The sequence below is a fragment of the Pseudoalteromonas byunsanensis genome (assembly GCF_001854475.1).
In the GTDB taxonomy this organism is placed as follows: domain Bacteria; phylum Pseudomonadota; class Gammaproteobacteria; order Enterobacterales; family Alteromonadaceae; genus Pseudoalteromonas; species Pseudoalteromonas byunsanensis.
In genome coordinates this window covers 45,673-61,064 of the sequence record NZ_MNAN01000025.1, presented here as the reverse complement: position 1 = coordinate 61,064, position 15,392 = coordinate 45,673, and the positions used below count along the sequence as shown (strand labels likewise).

Here is a 15,392-nt window from a genome sequence, read left to right as displayed (position 1 = left end):
TGATCTAACAGGGGATCTAGCCCTAGTTATCCATGGGATAAATATGACTGGATCTATGCCTGTGTATAAATAGCCGTTTTGATCAGAGCTTGTACGCTGTTAGATCCGATCTAATTCACATCAATTGATCTGCTATAATCCATTGATATAAATGGGTTATATAGCCTTACCCACAGATCATGCGATCACTAGTAGTAAGATCTAATAAAAGATCTTTAAAAAGATCCTTATATATATTAAGTGATCAAGTTTAAGGTTTTTCTTTGTTGCTCATTATTTAAACATTTCACTTCTGAGCATTTCTAGGTAGAATACGCTCCCTTTCAAAATTTGCTGGTTGTTTTTAAGTAGGATCCCGTAAATGATTTATCATGAACATTTTGACGTTATTGTAGTTGGTGGTGGACATGCAGGCACAGAGGCTGCGTTAGCTGCTGCTCGCATGGGTATGAATACCTTATTGTTAACACACAATATGGATACTCTAGGTCAAATGTCATGTAATCCTGCAATTGGTGGGATTGGTAAAGGACATCTAGTAAAAGAAATAGACGCCTTAGGTGGCGCTATGGCAAAGGCCATCGATAAAGGTGGTATTCAATTTAGAACACTTAATTCATCTAAGGGCCCAGCTGTTAGAGCTACAAGAGCTCAAGCTGACAGAGCTCTTTACAAAGCTGCAATTCAAGACATTTTGCAACATCAAGAAAATTTAAAAATTTTCCAGCAGTCATGCGATGATTTAATTGTTGAACAAGATCAAGTCAAAGGCGTAGTTACTCAAATGGGTCTACGTTTTAGCGCGCAAACCGTGGTGTTAACGGTTGGTACTTTCCTTGGTGGCCAAATTCATATTGGTATGGAAAACTTCAAAGGTGGCCGAGCGGGTGATCCTCCTTCAATCGCACTCGCTAAGCGTTTGCGCGAACTACCATTTCGAGTGGATCGCTTAAAAACTGGTACACCTCCGCGTATCGATGCCCGTACAGTTGATTTTTCGGTTATGCAGGAACAACCTGGTGATACCCCGACACCTGTATTTTCATTTATGGGTAAGGTGTCAGATCATCCAAAACAGATCCCTTGTTTTATCACTTACACCAATGAGCAAACTCATGATGTGATCCGTGAAAATTTACACCGTTCGCCCATGTATGCTGGGGTTATCGAAGGCATTGGACCTCGTTACTGTCCTTCAATAGAAGACAAAATTGTTCGTTTTGCTGATAAAGAAAAGCACCAAATTTTTGTTGAGCCAGAAGGTTTAACATCATATGAACTTTACCCTAATGGTATTTCTACAAGCTTACCGTTCGATGTACAGCTGCAAATAGTTCGCTCTATCAAAGGGTTTGAAAATGCACACATTTGTCGTCCAGGTTACGCAATAGAATACGATTTCTTTGATCCGCGAGATCTAAAGCAATCATTAGAGACTAAGTTTATCAATGGCCTGTTCTTCGCCGGTCAGATCAACGGCACAACGGGTTATGAAGAAGCTGGAGCACAAGGGTTGATCGCAGGTATGAACGCGGCGCTTCAAGTGCAAGGTAAAGATGCTTGGACGCCTCGTCGCGATCAGGCATATACCGGTGTACTTATTGATGATCTGGCGACGCTTGGTACGAAAGAACCATATCGTATGTTTACCAGCCGTGCTGAATATCGTTTATTGCTGCGTGAAGATAACGCTGATCTAAGGTTGACAGAAAAAGGTCGTGAACTTGGTCTTGTTGATGATGAGCGTTGGGCCGCTTATAACAATAAGCTAGAAGTAATGGAGCAAGAGTTACAGCGCCTTAAATCAACATGGATCCATAAAGATCACCCAGCTCTTTCACAGGTTAACGAGCTACTAAAAACTCCTCTAGCTCGTGAAGCAAGCTTGGAAGATTTGATCCGCCGCCCTGAAGTGAATTATCACGACCTTATGGCTATAGAAGGTTTGGGATCTGATTCTCCAAATATTCAAGCACTTGAGCAGGTAGAGATCCAAACTAAATATGCGGGCTACATTGCACGTCAGCAAGATGAGATTAATAAGCAGTTGCGTCATGAAGAAACTGTACTGCCAGAAGACTATGATTATTCTCTTGTCAGTGGCCTTTCAAATGAGGTCGTTGCCAAGCTAACAGATGCTCGTCCACAAACCATTGGTCAAGCTTCGCGTATTTCTGGTATCACCCCAGCCGCTATTTCGCTATTATTAGTGTATCTGAAAAAGCAAGGGCTACTGCGCAAGTCTGCGTAGCAGCATAGGAATACTGTGTTACAGCAACAACTGACTTCTTTGTTAGCGCAAACGGAACTTGCGCTAAGTGAACATCAACAAGCGCAATTAGTGCAATATGTTGAGTTATTAGATAAATGGAATAAAGCTTACAATTTAACCTCAGTACGCGACCCAAAAGAAATGATGGTAAAACACATCATGGACTCTTTAGTTGTGGCGCCACACCTTAACGGTAAGCATTACATTGATGTTGGTACCGGACCGGGTTTACCTGGCATCGTATTGGCTATTGCCTTGCCCGACACACAGTTTGTATTATTAGACAGTTTAGGCAAACGTGTACGTTTTTTAATGCAAGTAAAACATGCGCTTGGCTTGGATAATGTCACACCAGTGCAGTCTCGTGTTGAAGAATATCAGCCAAGTGTTAAATTAGATGGTGTACTCAGCCGTGCTTTTGCATCATTGCAGGATATGGTTGATTGGTGTGGACACCTAATCGACCAATCAGGCCATTTTTTGGCATTGAAAGGCCAATTTCCGGCACAAGAACTTGAACAACTGCCTGCGGGGGTCACCTTGCAACAGGATATTCATCTTAGCGTGCCAGAGTTAGATGCAGAGCGACATTTAATCATTCTTTCAAAAGATTAGTATTCGAGGGCAACGTGGCAAAAGTCATTGCAATTGCAAACCAAAAAGGTGGCGTTGGCAAAACCACCACGGCTGTGAATTTAGCAGCCTCGATGGCGGCAACTAAGCGCAAGGTTTTATTAATTGATTTAGACCCGCAAGGTAACGCGACGATGGGAAGTGGTGTCGACAAATATGGCGACGTAGCAACCATCTATGATTTACTGATCGAAGAACAAGCCATTGATGATGTGATCTGCAAAGAGACATCTGGTGAGTATCATCTTATTGCTGCCAATGGAGACGTAACGGCGGCCGAAGTTAAACTTATGGAATTATTCGCCCGTGAAGTACGTTTACGTAACGCCATTGAGTTAATTCAAGATAAGTACGAATTTATTTTTATCGACTGCCCGCCCTCTTTAAATATGCTGACAGTTAATGCCATGGCGGCAGCGGATTCAATTTTAGTTCCCATGCAGTGTGAGTACTATGCACTAGAAGGCCTCACTGCATTGATGGACACAATTACCCAATTGGCTAAGTTAGTGAACCCTGAATTACAAATTGAGGGGATTTTACGCACCATGTATGATCCGCGAAATCGCCTAGCCAATGATGTATCTGAGCAACTGAAACAACATTTTGGTGATAAAGTATATCGTACCGTGATCCCCCGTAATGTGCGTTTAGCTGAAGCCCCAAGTTTTGGTGCGCCAGCTATGTATTATGATAGGGCATCTAGCGGTGCAAAAGCGTATTTGGCTTTGGCAGGCGAAATGTTACGTCGTAAAGAAAAACAATCCGCAGCGGTTGCCTAAGAGGATAATAACAACATGTCGGTAAAAAAACGCGGTTTAGGCCGAGGCTTGGATGCCTTACTTAGCTCTTCAAAGCCACCAGTAAGCGCTGAACCTGTCGAAGTGGAAGAAGCGCAACAAGCACCTAGCTCGGGTGAGTTGTCACTTGATGGTGAGCTAAAACGTATCCCTATTGAGTTTTTGCATCCAGGTAAGTATCAGCCGCGTAAAGATATGTCTGAGCAAGCGCTAGAAGAGCTAGCCAGTTCTATTAGAGCACAAGGGGTACTGCAACCAATCGTAGTGCGCCCTGTTGCTGATAAACAATTTGAGATCATTGCCGGAGAGCGCCGTTGGCGAGCAGCTCAACTGGCTGAACTTGATGTTGTACCATGCATTTTAAAAGATGTGCCTGATGAGGCTGCCGTTGCAATTGCCTTAATTGAGAACATTCAACGTGAAGACCTCAACGCGATGGAAGAAGCGGTTGCTTTAGACCGATTACTACACGAATTTGAGCTAACGCATCAGCAAGTAGCCGATGCAGTGGGTAAATCGCGTACCACAGTGACTAATTTACTCAGACTCAATAATCTCAATGACGATGTTAAAATTTTGTTGGAGCATGGTGACATTGAAATGGGTCATGCGCGTTGCTTATTAGCCCTCACCGGTGAAGAGCAATCTGAAGCTGCAAGAACCGCGGTGGCCAAAGCTTTGACTGTGCGTGAAACAGAGAAGTTGGTACGCAATATTCTTGAGCCTATGGATAAAAAACAGCCAAAAGAAAAAGATCCAGATGTCAAATTGTTAGAACAACAATTAGCCGAAAATTTGGGCGCTAAAGTGGAAATTAATTATAACCAAAAAGGCAAGGGAAAATTGGTTATTTCATATGCCAATTTGGATGAACTAGACGGTATCTTAGGTCGCATCCAGTCAGACATGCAGCAACCTTCCTAATGCATGAATAATAGGCAAATGTGGTGTCGAAAAAGCGCCACATTTTGTCGCATCAAGTTGCAAAATCACCAAATATAAGTATAATTTCGCCAGTTTTAAGACCCTGATTAATTTTTACGCCATTAAAGGTTAACTAAAAGTGACTCAATCGTTAGTAAGCCCATATCGGCGTGCCGCACTAAAAGGTGTTTTATATCAGGGAGCCGTGGCGTTAGCCATCGCAGTTATCGTTTTTGTATGTTGGGGAGCTTTGGCAGCTCAGTCGGCACTAGCCGGTGGAGTGATAGCCGTGCTTCCCAATTTAGTATTTGCCGTTTATGCCTTTCGTTATATGGGCGCAAGCAAGGCAAACCAAGTGCACAAATCGTTTAAACGAGGCGCTGGGTTAAAATTTTTGTTAACTACTGCACTATTTTTGGTGGCATTTAAAGTCCTAGCAGTCGAGCCGTTATGGTTGTTTGTTAGTTTTATCATCGTAACCATCGTGCATTGGTGTACATCGATTTTTTTTAATCATTAACTTTTAGGAAAAACAATGGCTGCAGAACAAAGCTTACAAGGCTATATTCAGCACCACCTTACGAATGCCAAAATGTGTACGACCGATCAAGGTCTTGCATTTAATAAGGCATGTAGTGAGGCTGGTTTCTGGACTTGGCATGTAGATACTTTGGCTTGGTCAATTCTATTAGGTCTTGTTTTTATCTGGATTTTCAAAAGTGCCGCTAATAAAGCGACCACTGGCGTGCCAGGTAAAATGCAATGCTTCGTAGAAATGATCGTTGAATTCGTTGACTCGAACGTGAAAGATACCTTCCACGGTAAGAGTAAACTGATCGCTCCTCTAGCCCTAACAATTTTCGTTTGGGTATTTCTGATGAACTTGATGGATTTGATCCCGGTTGACTTCCTTCCATTTGCTGCAGGGCAAATTGGTGCTGCGACTATGGGCATGGATCCTCATGATGTATACATGAAAGTGGTACCTACTACAGACGTTAACCTAACGTTTGCGTTGTCACTGGGTGTATTCGCACTAATCATTTTCTATACCATCCGTACCAAAGGTGTAATGGGCTTTGTAAAAGAGCTAACACTTCACCCGTTCACGGCTAAGAACCCGTTTGTTCAGGCGTTACTTATCCCTGTGAACTTCGTGATGGAATTTATTACATTGATTGCTCGCCCTATCTCGTTGGCGCTGCGTCTACACGGTAACTTATTTGCGGGTGAATTGATTTTTATCATCATCGCATCAATTGGCTTGTTCCAGTTACCATTACACTTTATCTGGGCGGTATTCCACATCCTAGTTATCGTATTACAAGCATTCGTATTTATGATGCTGACCGTTGTTTATTTAAGCATGGCAACGTCGGATCATTAATAGATATAAACACCAAATTCATTAACTTTAAATTTAAATAAATCGGAGACAATAATGGAAATCGTACTAGGTCTTAAATATATCGCTGTTGCACTTCTAATTGGTTTAGGTGCGTTGGGTACTGCAATTGGTTTTGGTACTCTTGGTGGTAAATTCCTAGAGTCTGCTGCTCGTCAACCAGAGCTTGCACCTCAACTTCAAGTTAAAATGTTCATCGTTGCTGGTCTTATCGATGCGATCGCTATGATCGGTGTTGGTATCGCAATGGTACTGTTGTTCGTAATGTAATTACTGGTTTTATAAGCCAATTTGTTTATCGAACAACTAATTTGAGGAGGAGCGGTTGTGAACTTAAACGCCACTCTACTGGGTGAATTAATCGCGTTTATCGTTTTCGTATGGTTCTGCATGAAGTATGTATGGCCACCGCTAAACGGTGCGATTGAAGCTCGCCAAAAGAAAATTGAAGACGGTCTTGCTGCTTCTGACGAAGCGGAAAAAGAGCTTGAGCGTGTGCGTCTTGAGGCTGCTGAGCAGTTAAAAGAAGCAAAATCTCAAGCGGCTGAAATCATCGAGCAAGCGAAAAAACGCGCTGCGTTGATCGTGGATGAAGAAACCACGCGTGGTCAGCAAGAGCGTGAGAAAATCATTGCTCAAGGGCACTCTGAAATTGAATCTGAGCGTAACCGTGTGACAGAAGACTTGCGTAAGCAGGTTGCTACTCTGGCTGTGGTTGGTGCACAGAAGATTTTAGAACGTGAAATCAATCAAGCTGCACACAGTGACATCGTTGAAAAACTTGTCGCTGAGCTGTAATAAGGAGGTATGAGCATGTCTGAATTGGCTACTATCGCTCGTCCTTACGCTAAAGCGGCTTTTGAGTTTGCTGTTGAAAAAAAAGCTGTTGAAGCTTGGAATGAGATGCTTTTCTTTGCTGGTGAAGTAGCAAAGAATGAGCAAATCTCGCGTTTCCTAGCAGGCAGCGCCTCTGTTGAAAAACAAGCTGAGGTTTTCGCTCAAGTTTGTGCTGAGCAAATCAACGACCAAGTTTTGAACCTTATTAAGGTGATGGCTGAAAATGGTCGTTTGGTTGCACTTCCAGCGGTTGCACAGTTATATGCTGAGTTTAAAGCAGAATATGACAAAGAAATCGACGTAGATGTGATTTCTGCAACACAGTTAGCACCAGAGCAGCAAACAAATCTAGTAGCGGCACTTGAAAAACGTTTCGCACGCAAAGTTAAGCTAAATTGTAGTGTTGATGAAAGCACGGTTGGCGGCCTTATTATTAAGGCTGGCGACACAGTCATCGACGGCTCAGTACGCGGCAAGCTAAACCGCTTAGCTACTACACTACAATCGTAATTGGGAAAAAGAGCATGCAACTTAATTCCACAGAAATTTCTGCGCTGATCAAGCAACGTATTGAACAGTTTGAAGTTGTAAGTGAAGCTCGTAACGAAGGTACAATTGTATCTGTTACTGACGGTATCATCCGCATCCACGGTCTAGCTGACTGTATGCAGGGTGAGATGATCGAGCTTCCTGGCAACCGTTATGCTATCGCACTAAACCTTGAGCGTGACTCAGTAGGTGCAGTAGTAATGGGTCCATACGCAGACCTTAAAGAAGGCGTAAAAGTACAATCGACTGGTCGTATCTTAGAAGTACCTGTTGGTCGTGGTCTACTAGGTCGTGTTGTAAACACACTTGGTCAGCCTATCGATGGTAAAGGTGCACTTGAGAACGACGGTTTCGAACCAGTTGAAAAAATCGCACCAGGCGTAATCGAGCGTCAATCAGTAGATGAACCAGTACAAACTGGTTATAAGTCTATCGATGCGATGATCCCTGTTGGTCGTGGTCAGCGTGAGCTTGTGATCGGTGACCGTCAGACTGGTAAAACTGCACTAGCAATCGATGCTATCATCAACCAAAAAGACACAGGCGTTAAGTGTGTGTACGTAGCGGTTGGTCAAAAAGCTTCTACTATTGCTAACGTAGTACGTAAATTAGAAGAGCACGGTGCACTTGCAAACACTATCGTTGTTGTTGCATCAGCTTCTGAATCAGCAGCGCTACAATTCCTAGCGCCATTTGCTGGTTGTACTATGGGTGAATACTTCCGTGACCGCGGTGAAGATGCGCTAATCGTATATGATGATTTGTCTAAGCAAGCTGTTGCTTACCGTCAAATCTCATTGCTACTTAAGCGTCCACCAGGTCGTGAAGCATACCCAGGTGATGTATTCTACCTTCACTCACGTCTTCTAGAGCGTGCATCACGTGTTAACGCTGATTACGTTGAGAAGTTCACTAACGGTGAAGTGAAAGGTAAAACAGGTTCATTGACGGCATTGCCAATCATTGAAACTCAAGGTGGTGACGTTTCTGCATTCGTACCTACCAACGTTATCTCAATCACCGATGGTCAGATCTTCTTAGAAACTGACTTATTCAACGCAGGTATCCGTCCAGCTGTTAACGCTGGTATCTCGGTATCTCGTGTAGGTGGTGCTGCGCAAACTAAAATCGTTAAGAAACTAGGTGGTGGTATCCGTCTAGCGCTAGCTCAATACCGTGAACTAGCGGCGTTCTCTCAGTTCGCTTCTGATCTTGACGATGCAACTCGTGCACAACTTGAGCACGGTGAGCGCGTAACTGAGCTAATGAAGCAGAAACAGTACGCTCCAATGTCTGTTGCTGAAATGTCTCTGTCACTATTTGCAGCTGAAAAAGGCTACCTAAAAGACATCGAAATAAACAAGATCGGTGACTTTGAAGCAGCGCTTATCGGTTTTGCAAACAGCACATACGCAGAGCTAATGGCTCAAATCAATGAAACAGGTAACTACAACGCTGAGATCGAAGCGCAGCTTAAAGAACTTCTAGAGAAGTTCAAAGCAACGCAAACTTGGTAATTTAGTTATGCTTGGTGAGGGTTATCGCTAACACTCACCTTGATTCGGAGAGAGAGTCATGGCCAGCGGAAAAGAGATTAAAAGCAAGATCGGGAGTATCAAGAATACTCAGAAGATCACCAGCGCAATGGAAATGGTTGCCGCTTCAAAAATGAAGAAGGCGCAAGACCGTGTGGCTTCAAGCCGTCCATACGCTGAGAACTTACGCAAAGTGATCGGTCGTGTTGCTCAAGCTAGCCTTGATTTCCGTCATCCGTTCTTAGCAGAACGTGACGTGAAACGAGTTGGTTATATTGTTATCTCTACTGACCGTGGTCTATGTGGCGGTTTGAACTCAAACGAGTTCAAAAAAGTGGCATTAGACGTAAAAGCGTGGAAAGAGAAGGGTGTAGACGCAGAGTTTGCAACCATCGGCAGCAAGTCTGCTGGTTTCTTTAGACGTTTTGGTGGTCAACTACTTGCTAAAAAAGCAGGGTTAGGAGATACCCCTTCAATTCAGGACGTAATTGGTCCTGTTAAAGTAATGCTAGATGCATACGCTGAAGGAAAAATTGACCGTTTGTACGTGGTATACAACAAGTTTGTAAATACCATGAAGCAAGAGCCCGTAATCGATCAGTTATTGCCTTTGCCAAAAGCTGAAGAAGAAGTATCAAGCTACGCTTGGGACTACTTATATGAGCCAAGCCCAGAAGCGATCTTAGAAACGCTACTGGTACGCTTTATTGAGTCACAAGTTTACCAAGGCGTAGTTGAGAATGCTGCCTCTGAACAGGCTGCCCGTATGGTTGCGATGAAAGCCGCAACTGATAACGCAGGCGACCTGATGGATGAGCTGCAACTTGTATACAACAAAGCGCGTCAGGCTGCAATCACACAAGAGATCAGTGAGATTGTTAGTGGCTCAGCAGCTGTATAACGCTTCGGCAAAGTTTAACGAGAGGAATAGACATGAGTTTAGGTAAGGTCGTCCAAATTATCGGCGCCGTTGTGGACATCGAGTTCCCACAAGACAACGTGCCAGCCGTATATGACGCACTAAAAGTAACAGAAGGCGACCTAGCTGGTTTGACTTTAGAAGTTCAACAGCAGTTAGGTGGCGGTGTGGTACGTGCTATCGCACTTGGTACTACTGACGGTTTACGTCGTAGTACATCAGTAGAAGGCACAGGCGAGCCAATCATGGTTCCAGTTGGTACTAAGACCCTAGGTCGTATCATGGACGTGTTAGGTCAGCCTATCGATGAAGCAGGTCCAATTGGTGAAGAAGAGCGTATGTCTATTCACCGTGCTGCGCCTTCATATGAAGAACAATCAAGTTCAGTTGAACTACTTGAAACAGGTATCAAGGTAATCGACCTTGTATGTCCGTTCGCTAAAGGTGGTAAAGTTGGACTATTCGGTGGTGCCGGTGTAGGTAAAACCGTAAACATGATGGAACTTATCCGTAACATCGCAATCGAGCACAGTGGTTACTCAGTATTCGCAGGTGTTGGTGAGCGTACTCGTGAGGGTAACGACTTCTATCATGAAATGAACGATTCAAACGTACTTGATAAAGTATCGCTTGTTTACGGTCAGATGAACGAGCCACCGGGTAACCGTTTACGTGTTGCTTTGACGGGTCTTACTATGGCTGAGAAGTTCCGTGACGAAGGTCGTGACGTACTTTTCTTCGTAGATAACATCTACCGTTACACACTAGCAGGTACTGAAGTATCAGCACTTCTTGGTCGTATGCCATCAGCGGTAGGTTACCAGCCTACACTAGCTGAAGAAATGGGTGTACTTCAAGAGCGTATCGCTTCTACTAAGACTGGTTCAATCACATCAATCCAAGCGGTATACGTACCAGCGGATGACTTGACTGACCCATCACCAGCTACAACGTTCGCGCACTTAGATGCAACAGTTGTACTTTCACGTGATATCGCATCTCTTGGTATCTACCCTGCGGTAGACCCACTAGATTCAACATCTCGTCAGCTTGACCCACAAGTTATCGGTCAAGAGCACTATGATACAGCACGTGGTGTTCAAACAGTTCTTCAGCGTTATAAAGAACTTAAAGACATCATCGCTATCCTAGGTATGGACGAGCTATCTGATGAAGATAAGCAAGTTGTATCTCGTGCGCGTAAAATCCAGCGTTTCCTATCTCAGCCGTTCTTCGTTGCTGAGGTATTCACAGGAGCACCTGGTAAATACGTTTCACTGAAAGACACTATCTCAGGCTTCAAAGGCATCCTAAACGGTGACTTTGATGAATTGCCAGAGCAAGCTTTCTACATGGTTGGTTCTATCGACGAAGCAGTTGATAAAGCTAAAAACATGTAATTTAGGGGGTTGATATGGCATTGACAGTACATCTTGACGTAGTAAGTGCAGAGCAGAGTGTATTCTCTGGTGAAGCGGCTGCGATCCAAGTGACCGGTAGTGAAGGTGAGTTGGGTATTCACCCGGGTCACGCCCCACTATTGACTGGCCTAAAACCTGGTATGGTACGTTTAGTGACGCAAGATGGTAAAGAAGAAATCATCTACGTTGCAGGTGGTACGCTTGAAGTTCAACCGAAAACTGTAACTGTTCTAGCGGACGTTGCGATTCGTGGTGAAGACTTAGATGAGCAAGCTGCTGAAGAAACTAAACGTGAAGCGCAAGCGCAAATGGACTCAACTTCAACGACTGAACTTGACCATCATGCAGCAGCGGTACAACTGGCTGAAGCTATTGCTCAGCTGCGAGTTATCCGCGAATTGCGTAAATAGATACAAACCTATCTGGTTTAAAAAACCCGCACTGCAAAGTGCGGGTTTTTTTATTTCAAGACATAGGCTCAGCGACGATACTTTAGGTCAAACTTATAGCTCTGCTGTGAGTTCATTTTAATAACCTATCTAGGGCAGGTGAGCTTGGAGAATAGCTACATTATATTTGCTCTTAAAATGCTAGGCTGTAGGTGATAAGGGTTCTCAAATTATACTCTTTCAATTGGTCTGATCCTCTTATTTTTCTGCGATATTCTAGCTGTCTCTTCCTACTTGTAGGTGATATGAATTTTCACATGAAACTAAATCGTTCCGATAGGCGCTTTATGTAGCACATACATTTATAGCTTGTGCTTTCTATTGGGTATGGAATTAAAGGTTCGAATACAGGTATGCTTAGCTTTTCAGCTCCTTACGGTTTACTTCACTAACTAGCCATTATGTTATTTAAGCATCACTTTCATCAGAGCTTCTTAAAAAACATGGTTCACATTTTTCCATGTTAACCTTAGCTAAACATTTTCTATATGGATGTGATGCGCCTGACATTAACAACAATGTGATGGTGTGACTAACACTAAAAGAGATGTGCAATAATTCACTTATAAAAAACACTATTTATAAATAAAAGTTTTAAATTCAATATTTTATATGTTGTTGATGGTTTGCTAATAACACTTAACAAGTCTTAACTTTCCATTCTCTCTCTTGTACCCATAAATTATATCCAATCAAACGATATGTCGTATTTGTAGTTGATAGTCGTGTCTTAACGACAATAGTCAATCAGCAGGTTCATACTATTTTTTGATATTTGAGCGAATACGTTGTGTGTTAGCTCACAAAAAATAAACAAGGGTGAATGTGAATATCACACGTGAATGGCCTTGTTTAAAAACAAACTTAAAAAGGAACAAGCTTAATCTATGACCAATCAAGCAATGCTAAATAACGGTGGCCGTAAATGTAACCAGTTTGTATTGCTGCAGGTTGTACATAGTAAGTTCCAATAACCTATTAAATTATAAGGAATAAATTATGTCTAATTCACTATTTATCATTGCTGAAGTTAGTCAGAGTGTTGGCGATGTAGATATCGCTGGTTGTAAAGGTTGTCGCTCTTGTCATGCAGAAGCAGTCTTTTAATCAATCGAGGTTAAGTAATGCCTTTTTCAAATAGTATTTTCACATCTGCTCAGACTACAAGTCACACCGGTGACAGTGAACTTTCGGGCATATGTTGTTACCAAGAACATGCAATTTGAATCCAATCATTTTTAAATAAACCCTAAATAATAAGGAATAAATTATGTCTTTTTCAAACAATATTTTTGCAGCAGCTCAAGCTACTAGCCAAAACGATGCGTCTCTTCAAGGCGGTCATTGTGGTGGTTGTACTGGTTGTTCAGGCTGTTACCACTATGCACAACTGTAATCGCTAGCAGTTAAAGAGGCGTGATATACGCCTCTTTTACGGTTTCAATTACATCGAGTGAAGTAATAACAATCAATAATAAAAAGTACTAAAAGGCATATTAATGAACATTTGTATAATAGGAAAAGTTTCACCAATTCAAGGGGGGGTAGCACAGCTAAACTTCTGGCTATGTTATGCATTGGCTAAACAAGGTCATCAGGTGCACCTGATCAGCAATGGAACTGAAACTGAAGAAGAATTTAGAATCACATTGGGGCGTATTCCTGATGATATGTCAGGTACTCCATTTGCTGATGTAAAGGATAATCTGCATATCCATTACACAAATGAAAAAGCGAAGTATCAATACATCCCTTACGCTAATCCATTCGTATCAAAGCTTTCAAACATAGCTATTGATGTCGTGCGTAAATATGAGTGCGACTTTATTCTTGGTCACTACTTTGAGCCATATGGAGTTGCGGCTTATGTTACTTCACAAGCAACAGGCGTGCCTTTTGGTTTAAAACATGCGGGCAGTGACGTAGGACGACTACTAAAGAACCCAGAGCAAAACACCCTTTATCATGAAATATTCAGCAAGGCTGCATTTATTTTTTCTAGTGGCTCTACTACTCGCCGTTTCTATCATGCAGGTGTTGATCCATACAATGTTATGCCTTTCGCGCCACCGACTTGTCCTGAATTTATTTATAACCCAGATCGAACGGCACTTAATTTAGAACAGTATTTACTCAACACAAAAGATGCGTTGAGAAAACCAATTTATTCAATGCTTAGAGAGCAATTTGGATATGAGAACTATGATAGTAATGCTGGCACTATTGGTATCTACGGTAAGATAGGTATTAGTAAAGGTAGTTACGATCTCATCGAGTCTTTAGGTAAATTAAAGAAACGTGGTAAAAAGTTTAATTTCTTAGCGCTAACCAATGGTCATGAACGTCAGCTAATAGAGTTCATTGATAAAGTAAAAGAAGCTGGTATTGAAGAAAACACCATTTGGTTGCCATTTATGCCTCATTGGCAGGTACCTGAGTTCATCAATCTGTGTGACACGGTTTGCTTTTTAGAGCGTGACTTTTCCATTCCTATTCATATGCCTGGTGTTGCAGTTGAAGTTATGCGCTGTGGTAAATGCCTAATTGTATCTGAAGAAATTTATGATAAGCAGCGTGTGAAAGATGCTCTTGTGCCAGATGAAAATTTACTTGTAGTAGACCCCCAAGATACAGATGCACTGGCTGAGAAAATTGGCTTTGTCCTAGATTTCCCTGATAAAGCTAAGCAAATTGGTGCTAACTGCTATGAAGTCGCAAAGGATTTCTACCCATCTTTTGAAGAAGTAGCTGAATCAATTAGCGATAAATTTACTGAAGCATTTGAAAATATAAAAAGAAGAGAATTAGAAATGAGCGCACTGGAATTACAATCTTTCGTCAATCGCTTATACACAGACGACGTATTTCGAAAACTAAATGATGTTGCCCCAGATATGGCAGAGTCTTTATATCAGCTAACAGACGAAGAAAAACAAGCAATACGCAACATCGAGAAAAAGGCCTTAGCTGAGTTTGCATCTAGCCTTAAAATGAAGAATTTCAAAAAAAATTCATCTAGTTATGAATACACGTTAAAGGTGCTTGGTGAACCAGCATTATTCAAACTGTTTGAACGTTTTTATAATGTTAATCCTGCATATCCAGGAGAAACAAAATTAGCTTTCGTCTCTAAATTTGGCCAGTTTTTAGAAGATAGTATTAATGGCTCTGAAGATGATATTCCAAATTATACAGCGGAGTTGATTCGCTTCGAAAATATTCGAAATCAGTTGAACCTTACAACAACTAATCAAGATGATTTTGAATATATTAACATCAAGCAACTGCCGAATCCTAAAATAGAGAACGACACCAAAATTAAGCTTGTTGATTCAGCTACTTTGTTAAAACTTGATTTTGACTTAGCACAAATTATTGAGCAACTTGATGAAGATGATGTTCCTGCACATGCTGAGTCTAAAGTAACTGCTATGGTTATGTATTTTATACCAACATCACCAAAGGTGAAGTTGCTGTCACTTAACCCAGCAGCGGGAATGTTAATAGAGCTAATGAAAGGTGAGACGACATTTGCACAGTTATTAGACAGTTTCGAAACTCAAACAGGTATCACTGGTTGTGGCGATGACCTTAAGCAGGCATTGGAATTCTTCCACTCGAATGAATTGCTTTTAGTATCGTAATAAC

15 protein-coding genes are annotated in these 15,392 nt (G+C 42.1%); all 15 read left to right on the top strand.

Annotated features, from left to right (window positions below; genetic code table 11):
- Window positions 1–361 precede the first annotated feature (361 nt).
- The 15 genes from mnmG to BIW53_RS03520 all read left to right on the top strand — a co-directional run bounded on the left by mnmG (window position 362) and on the right by BIW53_RS03520 (window position 15,388).
- Entirely contained in the window at window positions 362–2,251 is a 1,890-nt protein-coding gene (mnmG, locus tag BIW53_RS03585; RefSeq protein ID WP_070990446.1) for a tRNA uridine-5-carboxymethylaminomethyl(34) synthesis enzyme MnmG, read from the top strand.
- A gap of 15 nt (window positions 2,252–2,266) precedes the next feature.
- Window positions 2,267–2,887, top strand: a complete 621-nt coding sequence (gene rsmG / locus BIW53_RS03580) for a 16S rRNA (guanine(527)-N(7))-methyltransferase RsmG (RefSeq protein ID WP_070990445.1) — start codon at window positions 2,267–2,269, stop codon at window positions 2,885–2,887.
- Window positions 2,888–2,901: 14 nt separating this feature from the next.
- Window positions 2,902–3,687: a ParA family protein gene (locus tag BIW53_RS03575; RefSeq protein WP_070990444.1), complete on the top strand. Its 786-nt coding sequence runs from the start codon at window positions 2,902–2,904 to the stop codon at window positions 3,685–3,687.
- 15 nt (window positions 3,688–3,702) lie between these two features.
- A complete protein-coding gene (locus tag BIW53_RS03570) occupies window positions 3,703–4,629 on the top strand; it encodes a ParB/RepB/Spo0J family partition protein (RefSeq protein WP_070990443.1) in 927 nt (308 codons plus the stop codon).
- Window positions 4,630–4,768: 139 nt separating this feature from the next.
- Window positions 4,769–5,149 (top strand): ATP synthase subunit I, encoded by a 381-nt coding sequence (locus BIW53_RS03565; protein ID WP_070990442.1) that lies wholly within the window; start codon window positions 4,769–4,771, stop codon window positions 5,147–5,149.
- A 15-nt stretch (window positions 5,150–5,164) separates the two neighbouring features.
- Window positions 5,165–6,016: a F0F1 ATP synthase subunit A gene (gene atpB, locus BIW53_RS03560; protein ID WP_070990441.1), complete on the top strand. Its 852-nt coding sequence runs from the start codon at window positions 5,165–5,167 to the stop codon at window positions 6,014–6,016.
- A gap of 54 nt (window positions 6,017–6,070) precedes the next feature.
- The gene (atpE, locus tag BIW53_RS03555) at window positions 6,071–6,304 is read left to right on the top strand and encodes a F0F1 ATP synthase subunit C (protein WP_070988097.1); all 234 of its coding nucleotides are present in this window, start codon (window positions 6,071–6,073) and stop codon (window positions 6,302–6,304) included.
- Between the two features lie 57 nt (window positions 6,305–6,361).
- A complete protein-coding gene (atpF, locus tag BIW53_RS03550) occupies window positions 6,362–6,832 on the top strand; it encodes a F0F1 ATP synthase subunit B (RefSeq protein WP_070990440.1) in 471 nt (156 codons plus the stop codon).
- A 15-nt stretch (window positions 6,833–6,847) separates the two neighbouring features.
- Window positions 6,848–7,381 (top strand): F0F1 ATP synthase subunit delta, encoded by a 534-nt coding sequence (gene atpH / locus BIW53_RS03545; RefSeq protein WP_070990439.1) that lies wholly within the window; start codon window positions 6,848–6,850, stop codon window positions 7,379–7,381.
- Between the two features lie 14 nt (window positions 7,382–7,395).
- Window positions 7,396–8,937 carry a F0F1 ATP synthase subunit alpha gene (gene atpA / locus BIW53_RS03540; RefSeq protein WP_070990438.1) on the top strand — a complete coding sequence of 514 codons (1,542 nt, stop codon included), beginning with the start codon at window positions 7,396–7,398 and terminating at the stop codon, window positions 8,935–8,937.
- A 58-nt stretch (window positions 8,938–8,995) separates the two neighbouring features.
- Entirely contained in the window at window positions 8,996–9,856 is an 861-nt protein-coding gene (atpG, locus tag BIW53_RS03535) for a F0F1 ATP synthase subunit gamma (protein ID WP_070990437.1), read from the top strand.
- A 32-nt stretch (window positions 9,857–9,888) separates the two neighbouring features.
- Window positions 9,889–11,274, top strand: coding sequence for a F0F1 ATP synthase subunit beta (gene atpD, locus BIW53_RS03530; RefSeq protein ID WP_070990436.1), 1,386 nt, complete (start codon window positions 9,889–9,891; stop codon window positions 11,272–11,274).
- A 14-nt stretch (window positions 11,275–11,288) separates the two neighbouring features.
- Window positions 11,289–11,705: a F0F1 ATP synthase subunit epsilon gene (locus tag BIW53_RS03525; protein WP_070990435.1), complete on the top strand. Its 417-nt coding sequence runs from the start codon at window positions 11,289–11,291 to the stop codon at window positions 11,703–11,705.
- 1,309 nt (window positions 11,706–13,014) lie between these two features.
- The gene (locus tag BIW53_RS21190; RefSeq protein WP_281179861.1) at window positions 13,015–13,140 is read left to right on the top strand and encodes a hypothetical protein; all 126 of its coding nucleotides are present in this window, start codon (window positions 13,015–13,017) and stop codon (window positions 13,138–13,140) included.
- A 103-nt stretch (window positions 13,141–13,243) separates the two neighbouring features.
- Window positions 13,244–15,388: a glycosyltransferase gene (locus BIW53_RS03520; RefSeq protein ID WP_070990434.1), complete on the top strand. Its 2,145-nt coding sequence runs from the start codon at window positions 13,244–13,246 to the stop codon at window positions 15,386–15,388.
- The last annotated feature ends 4 nt before the right edge of the window (window positions 15,389–15,392 follow it).